Source organism: Roseivirga sp. AWQ4_251 (assembly GCF_056158225.1).
The window spans coordinates 1,401,244-1,414,690 of the sequence record NZ_JBSWSW010000001.1; the positions used below are offsets into that span (position 1 = coordinate 1,401,244).

Annotated in this window: 10 protein-coding genes; 8 read left to right on the top strand and 2 right to left on the bottom strand. The window is 38.2% G+C overall.

What is annotated here, in order from left to right; genetic code table 11:
- Positions 1 to 186: 186 nt before the first annotated feature.
- The 4 genes from ACXACJ_RS06250 to ACXACJ_RS06265 all read left to right on the top strand — a co-directional run bounded on the left by ACXACJ_RS06250 (position 187) and on the right by ACXACJ_RS06265 (position 7,875).
- Entirely contained in the window at positions 187 to 2,598 is a 2,412-nt protein-coding gene (locus ACXACJ_RS06250; protein WP_475133458.1) for an ABC transporter permease, read from the top strand.
- 11 nt (positions 2,599 to 2,609) lie between these two features.
- A complete protein-coding gene (locus ACXACJ_RS06255; RefSeq protein ID WP_475133460.1) occupies positions 2,610 to 5,060 on the top strand; it encodes an ABC transporter permease in 2,451 nt (816 codons plus the stop codon).
- Between the two features lie 11 nt (positions 5,061 to 5,071).
- A complete protein-coding gene (locus ACXACJ_RS06260) occupies positions 5,072 to 7,525 on the top strand; it encodes an ABC transporter permease (RefSeq protein WP_475133462.1) in 2,454 nt (817 codons plus the stop codon).
- Between the two features lie 83 nt (positions 7,526 to 7,608).
- Positions 7,609 to 7,875, top strand: a complete 267-nt coding sequence (locus ACXACJ_RS06265) for a SemiSWEET family sugar transporter (protein WP_475133464.1) — start codon at positions 7,609 to 7,611, stop codon at positions 7,873 to 7,875.
- A 50-nt stretch (positions 7,876 to 7,925) separates the two neighbouring features.
- Here the strand turns inward: ACXACJ_RS06265 and ACXACJ_RS06270 are convergent, their stop codons facing one another.
- Positions 7,926 to 8,390, bottom strand: a complete 465-nt coding sequence (locus ACXACJ_RS06270; protein WP_475133465.1) for a hypothetical protein — start codon at positions 8,388 to 8,390, stop codon at positions 7,926 to 7,928.
- Positions 8,391 to 8,499: 109 nt separating this feature from the next.
- On the bottom strand, positions 8,500 to 8,763 hold the full coding sequence (locus ACXACJ_RS06275) for an acyl-CoA-binding protein (protein ID WP_475133467.1): 264 nt from the start codon (positions 8,761 to 8,763) through the stop codon (positions 8,500 to 8,502).
- 52 nt (positions 8,764 to 8,815) lie between these two features.
- On the opposite strand from ACXACJ_RS06275, the gene ACXACJ_RS06280 reads away from it, so the two are divergent.
- The 4 genes from ACXACJ_RS06280 (at position 8,816) to ACXACJ_RS06295 (ending at position 13,402) form a co-directional block, all read left to right on the top strand.
- Positions 8,816 to 9,481: a porin family protein gene (locus ACXACJ_RS06280; RefSeq protein WP_475133468.1), complete on the top strand. Its 666-nt coding sequence runs from the start codon at positions 8,816 to 8,818 to the stop codon at positions 9,479 to 9,481.
- 47 nt (positions 9,482 to 9,528) lie between these two features.
- The gene (locus ACXACJ_RS06285) at positions 9,529 to 10,857 is read left to right on the top strand and encodes a BNR repeat-containing protein (protein ID WP_475133469.1); all 1,329 of its coding nucleotides are present in this window, start codon (positions 9,529 to 9,531) and stop codon (positions 10,855 to 10,857) included.
- 87 nt (positions 10,858 to 10,944) lie between these two features.
- The gene (locus ACXACJ_RS06290) at positions 10,945 to 11,865 is read left to right on the top strand and encodes an SRPBCC family protein (protein ID WP_475133471.1); all 921 of its coding nucleotides are present in this window, start codon (positions 10,945 to 10,947) and stop codon (positions 11,863 to 11,865) included.
- 67 nt (positions 11,866 to 11,932) lie between these two features.
- The gene (locus tag ACXACJ_RS06295) at positions 11,933 to 13,402 is read left to right on the top strand and encodes a hypothetical protein (RefSeq protein ID WP_475133473.1); all 1,470 of its coding nucleotides are present in this window, start codon (positions 11,933 to 11,935) and stop codon (positions 13,400 to 13,402) included.
- Positions 13,403 to 13,447: the final 45 nt, after the last annotated feature.

The following is a 13,447-nucleotide window of genomic DNA, read 5'->3' on the forward strand; positions in this document are numbered from 1 at the left end:
TACAAAATACTTGATTGACGGTGAATAAGTTATTGAAACTGCTTGTTTTTCAGATGATTGCATAGTTGGCATGCTCTATGACTAATGCGAGAGGAGTTTGAATGAATTTCATTAAATTAATTTCTATTGAAATAGACCTTAATGCTTTGTTTAGTTCAACTCACTTTTTGATATAAAAGCCAAATTATGCTTAAGAACCATTTTAAAACCGCTTTTCGACTTCTGATTAAGAATAAAGTATACACCATGATTAACCTGCTGGGTTTGTCGATGGCCCTAATGATTTGCTTTTTCAGCTATTTGTATATCGAAGATGAATTGAGTTACGATACTTTTCATCCTTACAGTGAAAGAACACTTTTGCTTTCAAGAGTAGATTATAATGATGATGTAATCAGGGCAGAACCAAATGTATTAAACCCTAAAATTGAAGAAGGAATTTCTAAATCTCCTATTTTCAATCTTCCATTTTTAGAACAAATCGAAAGCTCAATTCCCGAAGTAGAAAGCCTGATAAAGGTTATGAACAATTACTCTACTGTAATTGATGAGGGAGAAGAATTTGATGAATACACTCAGTATGTAAGTCAGAATTACTTCGACTACATAGGCTTTGAATTGCTTTATGGTAATCGGAAGACCCTTCTGAAGAATCTTAATTCTGTAGTGATTACAGATAATCTAGCGATGAAATATTTCGGCAAAACCAATGTGGTGGGAGAAGAGCTCACTATTAAAGGTAAGCCCAATCAAATTTATTTGGTTAGTGGAGTTACTGCGAGCAAGCAAAGCTCCGTCCTCTACAATAATCTCTTTTTAAGGATTGAGAATTCTGGATACTATAAAGGGAATAAAGACAATTGGGATTACAATGCGGTTAGTGCCCTTATCGTGGTTGACCAATTAGAAAATAAATCGACTGTAAGCAACAAGATTCGTGATCTGGACATTGCTCATAGGGGAGATAAAACGGTGGAAATGCGAAGGGAAATGTTCAAGCTTAGTGAAGATAATCCCGTTTTTGAATATGATCTTGATCCAATTTCAGAACTCTACTTGAACCCTTCGGTTCGCTTCTCAAAAAGTTCATCACCGCTATACTCGGTTATTTTAGCAGGGATTGCTTTGGTGATTCTAATCATAGCTTGTATCAATTATTTGTCAATCAGCATTGCTTCATCGGCAGGAAGAAGATCAGAGATTGCCATCAGAAAAGTAGTTGGCGCAAGAGGTCTACATTTAAAGGGACAATTTTACGCTGAAGCATTTTTGCTATCTACCGTAGCGGTTTTGCTGAGTTTTACGCTTACTCAAGCATTCATGCCTTTGTTTCTTAAGCTTGCCGATAAAGATTTGAGTTTATCGGTAATCGAAAACCTTAGACTTTTAAAAGTAGGATTGGCTTTTGGCGTGCTGATAACTTTTCTGGCCGGAGGTTATCCGGCTCAAATCCTTACTCGATTTAAGGTTTTAACTGGCCTAAAAGGAAAAAGTTCTTCTTATCGAATTCAACCAGGATTGATCAAAGGAATGGTGGTTTTTCAGTTTACTCTGTGTTTGATTTTCATATCTACCAGCCTGATCATGAAACAGCAATTCAATTATATCAACAATAAAGATTTAGGTTTTGACAAAGAACAAGTCGTGTACGTCTCTGGTCTCTGGGGCAAAGCTCATCTTTTGAAAGAAGAGTTGGATAAATCCCCAACATTGGCGCAAACCTCTGCTGCATTCGGCCTATTCGACAATTATACTGGATATAATTCCCGAGTGATTAATGGGCAGGAAGAGTCAATTCTAGCGATTTATATGGATGATGATCTGTTGAGTACGCTAAATCTACAAGTCATTGATGTACAAGGAATTCCTAAAATGGATTTGGATGCACTTACTGAAGGTAAACAGCTTATTAACGAAACGCTTTATAACAAGATTATAGCCGATTCTACAGTAAAGAATAAAGCTTTGAAAGATGTAGCGGGGGTAATCAAAGACTTTCATTTTGAATCTTTACAGCAGCCCATTTCAAACATAAGTTTTGAGCTAACAGCAAAGGAGCAGCTTTCTAAGGTTTTTATTAAGCTTAAGCCTAATCAGATTCCAGAGGGGATTGAAGTCATACATTCTGCTTATGAAAAGATTATGGGTAAGCCTTTAGAAAATCTTCAATTTTTAGATGCTTATCTAAATTCTAAATACAAGGATAGTCAAAAGTGGAAGCAGATTGTCAATATCTGTACGGGTTTTGGAGTGTTGATTGCATGTATTGGACTCTTTGGTTTAACGGGAATCAATATGGCGAACAGAACCAAAGAAATTGGCATAAGAAAGGTTTTAGGAGCGGGTTTTACACACATTGCCCTTCTTTTGAATAGGCAAACTTTATGGTTAATTTTAATCAGTACGCTCATTTCCGTTCCTATTTCTTATTTCATCATGAGCGAGTGGCTTTCCACTTTTGCTTATAGTATCAGTATTTCAGCAAGTCTATTTCTGTTTTCTACTTTGCTCTGCCTTTCCATTGTCGGAATTACAGTGGCATTCCACTCCGTTAAATCCGTTTTAGCGAATCCGGTCGAATCGCTCCGTTACGAATAAACTAAAAAACAATGTTCAGAAACTATTTAAAAACAACATTTAGGTCTTTAAGGAGAAACAAAGCTTTTTCTTTTATCAATATTCTTGGCCTTTCCCTAGGCCTTGCAGCTTCGATTTTCATTCTTCAGTATGCTTTTTTTCATCTGAGCTTCGACAAGTTTCATGATAAATCTGATCGCATTTTCAGAGTAATGAATGAACGTTTTGAAGGAGATCAGATGATTCAAAGAGGGCAAATTACCTATGCTGCAGTAGGGCCTCAAATGAAGATTGATTATCCGGAAGTGGTGAATGAAACCACAATCAATATGTTCATGGATAATGCTTTTGTTTATGACAACCGAGCTACACCAGTGCCATTTATTCTATTGGCTGAGCCGACTTTTTTCGAAATGTTTGATTTCAAAATACTTGCTGGAAATCCCAAAACCATGGTTTCTGAAACGAAACAGTTGGTTTTAACTGAATCTCTTGCTCAGAAGGTTTTTCAAGTCAGAGAAGCCAATTGGGCGGATTATTTAGGAGAGATTGTGAAGATGGGTTCGTCCGAGGTTCCTTTTCAATTAACAGGAGTTGTGGCCGATCCACCCGTGAATTCCAGTTTAAAGTTTGAAGCTATTTTCTCGCGTGAAACCCTCTTTGATTTTTGGGGCGAGCAAGCGCGAAATACATGGACTGGCTCGGACTATTTTCATTATCTCCAACTGGCTGAAGGTGTGGATTACAAGGAATTTCAGAAGAAGTTCGATGCCTTTTCGGAGAAATACTACAGGGGAGACGAAGTGACTGGAACCTTTGAGAAATTTCACTTGCAGCCTTTGGAAGATGTTCACCTGTATTCTGATTATGAATATGAAAACCACGAAACTTTTAATGGTAAAATGGTTTGGGTACTCATTATAATCGCGGTTTTCATTCTAGTAATGGCATGGATGAATTACGTGAATTTAACAACATCGAGGTCGCTACAACGAGCTAAAGAAGTTGGAGTCAGAAAAGTGGTTGGCGCGAGTAAAAAGCAGTTGATTTGGCAATACCTTTCAGAGTCTCTTATTCTTAATTTTCTGGCCTTTCTTGTGTCGCTAACCTTCATTCAGGCACTTCAAGTTCCTTTTAATAACCTTGTAGAAATAAAGCTTTCGCTATTAGAATTTGCTTCGATGGAAGTAATGAATCTACCCATTTCAATCTGGATAATTGGCATTCTTTTGCTTGGTGCTTTTATTTCTGGCGTATATCCTGCTTTTATACTTTCTGGCTTTCAGCCTTCACAAACCTTAAAAGGAGACTATCAAAAAAGTGCTCAAGGTCGCCTACTTCGCAAAACCTTGGTGACGCTACAGTTTATGTTATCTACCGCTTTAATCGCGGGAACCTATTTGGTAATGAAGCAAACCTCATTCATGCAAAATCAAGATTTGGGAGCTGATTTGGAACAAGTAGTTACGGTTGAAGGGCCATCAATCACAAATATGGACACCACATTTGTGACACACATTCATGCTTTTCTTAACAAACTGGAACAAAACCCAACGATTGTGAGAGCAGGTACATCGACAAGTGCTTTTGGCGGAAGGTTGCCCAGAACTTTCAATGTGAAAAGAGTGGGGGATGCTGAAGGCCATATGCTGAATAGACTTGGTGCTAATTATGGCTTTTTGGATGTTTATAAAATCAAGCTCTTATCCGGAAGAAGTTTCCGTCCGAGCGATCATAACAAAGATGCACAGTTCATTGACAATTGCATCATCAATGAAAAGGCGGCCAAGCTGCTAGGTTTTGAATCAGCTGCTGATGCCATTAACAAGAAGCTCGATTTTTTTGGAAAGGACTGGAATGTGGTTGGAGTTACAGATGATTTTCATCAGCGATCTTTAAAAGAATCTATCGAGCCTTTGTTGATATTGCCATTTTACGAAGGAGGGGAAGACACTTATCACATTCGCGTTAACACCACTGATTTACCGCAAACATTGGCCTACATTGAAAAGACCTACGATGAATTTTTCCCTGGAGATTTATTCGATTATGGCTTTATGGATGCCCGTTTCAACAATCAATATAAGGCCGATATTCGCTTCGGTCAGGTTTTCAACCTCTTCTCTTTACTGGCCATTTCTATTGCATGCTTAGGCTTATTTGGTTTGGTAGGTTATACTGCGGTTCAGCGAACCAAAGAAATCGGTATTCGGAAAGTACTTGGCGCTTCAATTGCCGATATTCTACAACTGCTTTCTAAAGAATTCCTTTGGTTGATTCTTTTAGCCAATATAATCGGTCTTCCATTGATCTATTTTGCTGCTCAACTTTGGCTCGATGGCTATGCTTACAGAACCGACATCGGTTTGTTGTTCTTCATTCTACCGATTCTCACTGTAGTGCTGATTTCGGTAGTTATCATAATCGGTCAAAGTTTGCAAACCGCACGTTTGAATCCTGTTAATGCGCTTCACCACGATTAAACTCAATTGAAATGCTCAAAAACAACATTCTCTTAGCTTTCAGAAACATACTCAAACGCAAGTCATTTGCCCTAATCAATATTCTGGGGCTCACCATCGGAATGACGGTCTGCTTTCTGATTCTTATCTACGCGAGGTTCGAGATGAGTTATGATAGGTTTCATCCTTATGCAGATGATATTTATCGAGTAAGTGTTGATATGTACGTGGGAGGTGCTTTTCAGGTGTCCGATGCCCAATGTTATCCTGCCGTTGGGCCAATGACAATGGAAGAATTTCCTGAAATCGAGAATTTTGCGATGGCTCGAAATGTTGGCCGTTTGCTCTTAAAAAATGGCCAACAAGCTTACAATGAAAACAGGGCTTACTTTGCTAATTCGGGTTGGTTAGAAGTTTTCGATTGGCAAATGATTCGTGGAGACCGAAAAACCGCATTGAATGATGTAGGTATGATGGTAATTACTGAAAGTCTAGCGCATAAGTATTTCGGAGAAGAAAATGCAATGGGACAAACTTTAGCTGTGGTTTCCGATGCAGGTGAAATTCCGCTTAAGGTTAATGGAATCATTAAGGATGTTCCTGAGAATGCGCACTTGAAATTCGATGTGCTAATTTCCTATGAAACGGGTGTGGAGTACATCGGGATGGACAGAAATAGTTGGTCTGGGAATAATGAGTTTTTATACCTGCAAACTAACGGAAGTCCCTTAGAAGATAACTTTTCGGAAAAACTCAACCAAGCTTTTAAAGTAAAGGTGGCCGATAACCGCGAAGAAAAACTCATCGTCCAACCTCTCACTGATATTCATCTTAACTCTGATAAAACTTACGAGGCGGACGTCAATGGCAGCCAGGCCATGGTCAATATTTTATTAGTTGTGGCTTTGTTTGTGTTGGTAATTGCCTGGGTAAATTATATCAATCTTTCTACTGCAAAGGCATTAGAAAGAGGCAAAGAAGTAGGGGTAAGAAAGGTTTTGGGTTCTAGTCGTTTTTCCCTTTTTATTCAATTTCTTACAGAGGCATTTTTACTCAATTTTTTATCACTCATTTTAACCATTACTTGTATTCAAGGCGCATTACCATTGTTCAATGAATTAGCAGGTATAAATCTTTCATTAAGCTTTATTTCTGACCAGAAAACGCTTTGGCTTGTGCTCATCATATTTTTGGTAGGCTCTTTTGCATCAGGTGTTTATCCAGCTGTTGTTTTAGCCAACTATAAACCACTTTCAGTCTTGAAAGGGAAATTGAAAGACTCAAGAAGTGGCATTTTATTGAGAAAAGGACTGGTGGTATTTCAGTTCTTGATTACCATGGTTTTGCTATCCGGAACATTGATTATTTACAGGCAAGTTCAGCATATGCGAACCAAAGAATTAGGGATTGATATTGATAGAACCATTGTGATTCGAACTCCGATTGTTGCCTTGTCCGAAGCTGATCAAGCACAAAAACGTGATGTTTTTCAAAACGAATTGAATAGAAAAAGCTGGGTTGAAGGCGTTTCATACTCCGGAACCATTTTTGGCCAGGGCACAAATGATATGAGTGCTTCAACCGGAATTTCCAGGGTTGGTAATCAAGAAAGCAAAGGCATCAATTATTATTTCTATACTGTGGACGATCAGTTTGTTCAAACTTTTGGTTTTAAAGTATTAGCTGGTAGGTCGTTCGATAAGAAATTGGAAGTGCCTTTTGAAGATACGGATAGACAGTTTCAGGGATTGATGATTAATGAGATGGCTCGTAAGCTATTAGGTTTTGAAACCAACGAAGCAGCCATTGGTCAAAAAATAGATCGGTGGGAGCGGATATTTACGGTCATTGGCGTGTTCAATGATTATAATCACCACTCTTTAAAAAGTGGGGTAGACCCTACAATTCTGTTCTATGATCGTGATGGTATCCACGCGGATTATACTTCAATTAAAATTTCAGGAAACGAAACTTCAGAAAAGGGATATAAATCTGCCTTACCTGAAATTGAGAGCACTTACAGAGACGTTTATCCTGAAAGTGATTTTGATTTTTTCTTTTTGGATGATCAATTCAACAAACAATACAAAGCAGATCAACAATTTGGTGTGGTGTTTGGGCTGTTTTCTTCCATAACCGTTTTGGTTTCCATTTTAGGATTGTTCGGTTTGATTCTTTACGAAATACAGCAACGTATTAAGGAAATAGGAATTCGAAAGGTTTTAGGGGCTGAAACCATGAGTATCATTACTATGCTTTCCTCACATTTTATCAAGCTCATTTTAGTTTCTATTTTCTTGGCTGTGCCATTAGTGTATTATGGTGGCCAAAAATGGCTCAACGGGTATATTTACCACATAGGTTTGTCTTGGTTTGTGTTTGTAGTTCCTGCATTGGTCATTCTATTTATAGCGCTATTTACTATCGTTTTGCAATGTTTGAAAGTAGCTTATCAGAATCCAGTGGATGCATTAAGGTATGAGTGAAATTCAATTAGGATTTTAATGGGCTGAAAGAAAAATAGCTGACTTTATATTTAACACTCTTTTAGTTATGCTACTTTTAATCCATGGAAATCACAGAATTGATGGGGCATATGGGTGCCCTTCTTAGCAGTATCACATTTATTCCTCAAGTAGTTCGAGCTTGGAAAACGAAAAGTGTGGGCGACTTGAGTATAGTCATGCTTTTGATCGTATTCGGTAGCACCATTGTATGGTTGATTTATGGTTTTTCCTTGAATCTCCTTCCTGTTATTCTAGCCAATGCTATGATTTTCATTCTGAGCTTAATTCTCATTTATTTTAAGCTCACTTTTAAAGAGAACAAGGCATAAAAAAAGGAGATTGATTTCAATCTCCTTTTCTAATATTTGAAGCTATTGTGTTAGCCTAATTTTCTTAATTGCTCTTCGCCAGCTTTCATAATGGCATAATCTCTCCATTTTTCGTACTCCTCAGATTCCATGTTTTTGTCGGCTGAACCAGCAGAAGGAGGCATGAATTTGAATTCTGATTCCCACCATTGCCTCGCAAATTCACGAGCCTGATCTTTATCAATTTCAAACTGATTTACCTGACCATCACCCACCAACCAAGGCTTTTCTTGGCTGCTGTATTTTTGAAAAATCATGGTTCTCATTTTTGTGCCCATTTCATCATTTCTTTGAAAATGAGCCTTAGAGTAAGCTAGCGTTTCAGGTTCAATCATTTTGTTGTCCCAAAAACGTTTTGATTGAATGATTTGGGCTGAAGTAAGAAGATAACCTTCACCAAACTCCAGTAACGACCCTTCCAAATCACACGATCTCGCAGGTTTTTTCTTTTTCTTTCCGAAACCAAATAATCCCATTGTTGTTTATTTTGAATTTTTACTTAACCAGTCGCAATATGCGAATAAAAAAGCAATTTGTTTTAATACTCAGAACTGAAAACGTGTGCAATACACCATCAGCAGCTATTTAGTTTTCAGCGGCTTTCAAGGCGTTTATAAGGTCGATATACTCCCTCATAGCTTCTTCCTTGGTTTTGCCTTTTAGCGAATCCCAAGCATTGTACTTAGCGGCTGCTTTAAAGTCGAAACCTCCAGGGCGTTCTGTGTTATTGTCGCCATGAGTGGCTTGTTTGTAGAGTCCGTAGAGCTTTAAAAGTTGTTCGTTGCTTGGGCGTTGGGTAAGCGTATCTACGTTTTTTACCGCACTTTCAAATTCAGTTTGTAGTTCCATTTCTCTTGAATTGCATAAATTACGCTATCAAAATTATTCAATCTTAGAAGATATGCAATCTTTACACAATTGGCTTTGGCGTTTAAGGCAAGCAGTCTTCTTTTTGGGCTTTCTGCTTTGTTGTAGTTCGCTGTTTTCACAAGACCGATATGAAAGTGAATACATGGCAGGTCCCATTTTTGGCATCTTAAATCCGAGAATTAAAGTAGATAGTGATGAAGTAACCATTCCTGAAGAAGGGCGCGAGGTGGGTTATCAATTAGGAGGTTTTTTTAGGGCCAGAATCAACAATATTTATGTTCAACCAGAACTCCTTTTGAGCAATATTCAAAACCGATTAACCCTCAATAATTACAACGATATCAACGGTTTTAATCCCACTGCCGATTTTGAATTTTCAACCTTAGAAATTCCGCTCACCATTGGCGTTAACATTGGGAACTTGCGGTTAGATGGTGGCCCTGGTTTCAGTGTTTTACTGAAAGGTTCGCAGTATTTTCTTCAAGAGGAAACTAATGTAACGGATCAGTACAATAAGCTTTCATTGTACTGGAAATTGGGAGCGGGAATTGATATTGGAAAACTCTATATAGATTTCAAATATGAATTTGGATTGAGTAAAACCGCGGAAAGTCTGGATAGATTGGTTGGAAGGGAATACGTTACGCAGCAAAGTCAGCTTGCTTTTAGCTTGGCATATTCTATTCTGGAAGATTGAAAATGGGATTCTTTTATTAGGTTTGAAAGACCTTAAACACTTTGATTTTGAAAAGTTTTTTCTGTTTCGTCTTCCTCATTTTTACTCTCAGCACTTGCCAAAAGAGCACATCAGTTGAAAAAGAATTATGGCAAATCAGTGTTTCAAATGTAGCTAAGGGTTGGGCAAGAAACTCGGTGAACACTACCATCTTCAGAAAGAATTCGATCGTTTCAGACAACACTTTTCAATACATAGCTTTCTATGATTCTGCTGGATTTCTAACGCTGGCAAAGCGAAAATTGGAGAGTGATGATTGGGAAGTTCAGAAAACTCAGTATCAGGGAAATGCCAAAGACGCTCATAATTCAATCAGTATAATGGTTGATGGAAACGGATTTCTTCATGTGGCATGGGATCATCATAATAATCAATTGAGATACGCGAAAACGACCGCACCCAATACTTTGGTTTTGGGAGAAATGCAGAGCATGACGGGGAAAAATGAAGAAGCCGTGACGTATCCGGAGTTTTATAAAATGCCAGATGGAGATTTGATCTTTCTTTATAGAGATGGAGGCTCAGGAAATGGAAATCTGGTAATCAATCGCTATGACCTAGAAAATGAAAAATGGAGCCAAGTTCAGTCTAACTTAATTGATGGGGAAGGGCAACGAAATGCTTACTGGCAGGCTTTTGTGGATACAAAAGGTGTGATTCACGTTTCTTGGGTTTGGCGAGAAACTTGGGATGTGGCTACAAATCACGACATGTGTTATGCCAAATCTGAAGATGGTGGACTTACTTGGCTTAAATCCGATGGTACTGCTTATTCTGGAAATATAAATTTGAATTCAGCAGAAGTAGCCTTTAGCATACCGCAAAAAAGTGAACTCATTAATCAAACTTCCATGGCTGTTGATAACGATGGAAATCCTGTAATCGCGACCTATTGGAAGAGCAGTGAAGATCAAGCACCTCAATTCAGAGTCATATTTAGAAGAAATGAATCATGGCAATCGCAAGTAGTTTCCCAAAGGCAAATGGATTTTTCTCTCAGCGGAGGAGGGACAAAGAGAATTCCGATTTCAAGGCCACAAATCTTATTAAGTGATCATAAAGGGCAAACCTTTGCGGTTTTCATTTTCAGGGATCAAGAACGCGGAAACAAACCCTCCATTTTTTTCAATAGTAATTTCCCAGAAGGCGAGTGGCAGGTTTCAGATTTATTGGAAGAAGATTTGGGAGAATGGGAACCTTCTTTCGATACAGAGTTGTGGCAGAATCAACGGAAATTGCATGTCTTTATAGAAAAGGTTACTCAAGCCGATGGAGAAGGTTTGGTTGAAAGTGCGCCTGAAAGGGTTAAGGTTCTATCGGTTGAATTTTTACCGTAAATCCATATTTATCAATTCTTTAACCTAAAGATTGTTCTCTTTTTCTAAGGCATTTAGTAGATTTCAATAATCAAATCACTACTTGCTATGCCAAAATTGCATCTTGAACGCAGTATCGAAATCGATGCTCCTGTTGAAAAAGTTTATACTACCGTTAATGATTTGCACCAGTGGAAGGGCTGGTCGCCATGGCTTATTCTTGAGCCCGAAACAGAAGTGAAAGTTGCTGAGGATGGCAAATTCTACGAATGGGAAGGAAAGCGCATAGGTTCGGGCAATATGAAAATCACAGGCGAATCCGAAAATCAATCTGTGGATTACGACCTTACTTTTTTAAAACCTTGGAAGTCGTTTGCTAAAGTTAAGTTTGAATTGAAGCCTTCTGGCGCTGCTACAAAGGTGATTTGGCATATGGATACAAGTCTTCCTTTTTTTATGTTTTGGATGAAATCTATGATGGAAGCTTGGATAGGAATGGACTTTGAACGTGGCCTTGCCTTGCTCAAAGATTATGTTGAAGATGGGGAAGCGCACAGCAAAATGAGTTATGATGGCGTGTCAACTTTCCAAGGCATAACCTATGTTGGTTTAAGAACTACATGCCCTATCTCAGAAATTGGCCCAAATATGTCTTCAGATTTTGATAAGCTTTCTCAATTTATGAAGGGGCAAGAAGACAATATGGCGGGTTATCCTGTTTCAATTTATCACAAATGGGATTTGGCTAAAAAACGAGTAGACTATACCGTTGGCTTTCCCGTAAAAACGGTTCCTACTCTTTCAAATGGCTTTATTCCTGGAGAAATCCCGACAACTCAGGTATATACTACAACTCATATTGGGCCATATCATCATTTGGGCAATGCCTGGAGTGCGATGATGAATTTAGGACGTTCAAAAGTGTTTGCACAGAACAAGAAAATTGCTCCTTTTGAAGTCTATGTTAGCGATCCATCTCAAGTTGCTGCAAATGAGTTGGTAACTGAAATCAAATTTCCAGTGAAGTAAATCAGCTTTAACCTTCTTAGCGAAATGTGCGATCTTGGCAATCCAATTTAGCTTATATTGAGCGTTTATGATTGCAGAAAGAATATTTTCACCACGTCAGTATAATCTCATGCAGTTGCTTGCCAACTTTTTCTTTATACTGACGTGGTTTTTAGCGAATGAAGGTCTGCTTTTTTGGGATGACTTTAGCTACCTAAACCTCGCTCATCAAATCAATACGGGTACTTTTGAAATTACTTCAAATCACTTTACAAGCCGTATAGGATTGATTTTCCCTACAGCTTGGATGATTAAAAGCCTTGGTATTAATGAATACACAATGGTTATTTACCCTTTGCTTTGTGCCTTGGGTATTCTCAATCTTACTTTCACCCTCGGCCGAATTGTCAATTATTGGTATGGCTTAATGGGGGCTTTTCTGCTGATCTGTGATTATCATATGATCAACTTCTCAATTCATTTGTTTCCTGAAATGCCTTTGGCACTGTGCATCTTTGGCTTTTTCTGTGTGTACTATTTGCTCTTGAAAAATGAAATTGATTACAGATTTGCCGGTCTTTTATGTGCTCTAATTTTATTGGGTGCGTTATTCATTAAAACCACAGTGGTTTTGCTTTTGCCTTTAATCGGCTATCTGTTTTTAAATGACAGAATTCAAAAGAGGAACAGAGGTTTTTGGAGCATTTTTATAGTCTTGGGCATTTTCTTTTTTGCTCTCCAGGGTTTCTGGTATTTAGAAAACAAAGGGAGCTTCTTTTTTCGTTTTCAGAATATTGCCGACAATCATGTGGCTACAGCCAAAACCTTTTTCGATAAGAAAAACCTTCTCTGGAAAAGGCTCACATATTTGCCGTTTTTAACTTTTACCAAAGGAGGTTTCTTTATTCCGTTAATTCTTGCTTTACCCTCCATTTTCTCGCTTAAAAAGAAGGGCTTTGCCTTGAAAAAACCGGAACAGCTTTGGCCTTTGGCATCGCTGATATTGATTTTAACCTACTGGTTTTTCTCCACTACATGGCGTTATTACAGTCCCTTGCCGCTAGAAACTCGCCATATTATGTTTCTTATTCCTCTTTTGGTTATGGCAGCTGTAACGTTTTGGACAGACCCCAAGCGTTTGTTACTAATCAAAAAGCGGTGGCTGGTTTATTTGACGCTCGGAGCTTTTCTATTTATCCCCATTTATACAATTGCTAAGAGCGGAAGGCGCGGTTTTAGGAAAGAAGAGGAAGTCATTCATCATTTTTTCGTAAAAAATTTTGAACAGCAAACCATTATAACAGATGGTCTAACTTCATACGGAGCTTCTTTTTTTTACCGCATGAAAAAGCCAGAAGATCGCTTTATATGGCTTTCTGATATGCAAGGATATCAACCCGTAAGTGGTGACTATTTATTGATCAACCCAGCTTACTTTAACGCTGAATACCAAGACTTTGAGCATTATAACAAACTTAAGTCTGAAATTTTGGATCGGGGTTTAGAACTGAAACTGCTTACGCAAGAAGGTGAAGTTTTACTCTATCAGATTCAGTAATTTACCTTGAAAATGGGTTGCTACACAGAGTTTGTGGGCTTTGAA

Excerpts from the sequence above, each read along its gene's own strand:
- ACXACJ_RS06290 (WP_475133471.1), top strand. The coding sequence starts at position 10,945 with ATGCCAAAATTGCATCTTGAACGCAGTATCGAAATCGATGCTCCTGTT.
- ACXACJ_RS06260 (WP_475133462.1), top strand. The coding sequence starts at position 5,072 with ATGCTCAAAAACAACATTCTCTTAGCTTTCAGAAACATACTCAAACGC.
- ACXACJ_RS06270 (WP_475133465.1), bottom strand. The coding sequence starts at position 8,390 with ATGGGATTATTTGGTTTCGGAAAGAAAAAGAAAAAACCTGCGAGATCG.
- ACXACJ_RS06280 (WP_475133468.1), top strand. The coding sequence starts at position 8,816 with ATGCAATCTTTACACAATTGGCTTTGGCGTTTAAGGCAAGCAGTCTTC.
- ACXACJ_RS06250 (WP_475133458.1), top strand. The coding sequence starts at position 187 with ATGCTTAAGAACCATTTTAAAACCGCTTTTCGACTTCTGATTAAGAAT.
- ACXACJ_RS06265 (WP_475133464.1), top strand. The coding sequence starts at position 7,609 with ATGGAAATCACAGAATTGATGGGGCATATGGGTGCCCTTCTTAGCAGT.
- ACXACJ_RS06255 (WP_475133460.1), top strand. The coding sequence starts at position 2,610 with ATGTTCAGAAACTATTTAAAAACAACATTTAGGTCTTTAAGGAGAAAC.
- ACXACJ_RS06295 (WP_475133473.1), top strand. The coding sequence starts at position 11,933 with ATGATTGCAGAAAGAATATTTTCACCACGTCAGTATAATCTCATGCAG.
- ACXACJ_RS06275 (WP_475133467.1), bottom strand. The coding sequence starts at position 8,763 with ATGGAACTACAAACTGAATTTGAAAGTGCGGTAAAAAACGTAGATACG.